Annotated in this window: 1 pseudogene; it reads left to right on the top strand. The window is 60.8% G+C overall.

What is annotated here, in order from left to right:
* A pseudogene (locus HP499_RS24760) lies at positions 1 to 632 on the top strand (pyruvate dehydrogenase (acetyl-transferring), homodimeric type); the annotation flags it as partial.

Genomic DNA, 632 nt, shown 5'->3' with positions numbered 1-632 from the left:
GGTGACGGGGAAATGGACGAGCCCGAGTCCCGTGGTTTGTTGCAGCTCGCCGCGAACGAGAACCTGGACAACCTGAACTTCGTGATCAACTGCAACCTCCAGCGCCTGGACGGACCGGTCCGCGGCAACGGCAAGATCATGCAGGAACTCGAAGCGTTCTTCCGCGGCGCGGGCTGGAACGTCATCAAGGTCGTCTGGGGCCGCGAATGGGATTCACTCCTGGAAAACGACCGGGACGGGGCGTTGGTGAAAATCATGAACGAAACCCCCGATGGTGACTACCAGACCTACAAGGCCGAGTCCGGCGGGTTCGTCCGTGAACACTTCTTCGGCAAGTCCCCGCAGACCAAGGACATGGTCGCGGACCTGGACGACGAACAGATCTGGGGCCTCAAACGCGGCGGCCACGATTACCGCAAGGTCTACGCCGCGTACAAGGCAGCAACCGAGTTCAAGGGCAAACCCACGGTCATCCTGGCCAAAACAGTCAAGGGCTACGGCCTGGGCCCGCACTTCGAAGGCCGCAACGCCACGCACCAGATGAAGAAACTGACCATGGAAGACCTCAAAGCCTTCCGTGACCACCTCCGCATCCCCATCAGCGATGAACAACTCGACGCTGACCTCTACCG

It is taken from the genome of Paenarthrobacter sp. CM16 (genome assembly GCF_013179505.1).
In the GTDB taxonomy this organism is placed as follows: Bacteria; Actinomycetota; Actinomycetes; order Actinomycetales; family Micrococcaceae; genus Arthrobacter.
Note: the sequence above shows the minus strand (reverse complement) of the source record. Positions and strands in the feature narration are given on the sequence as shown.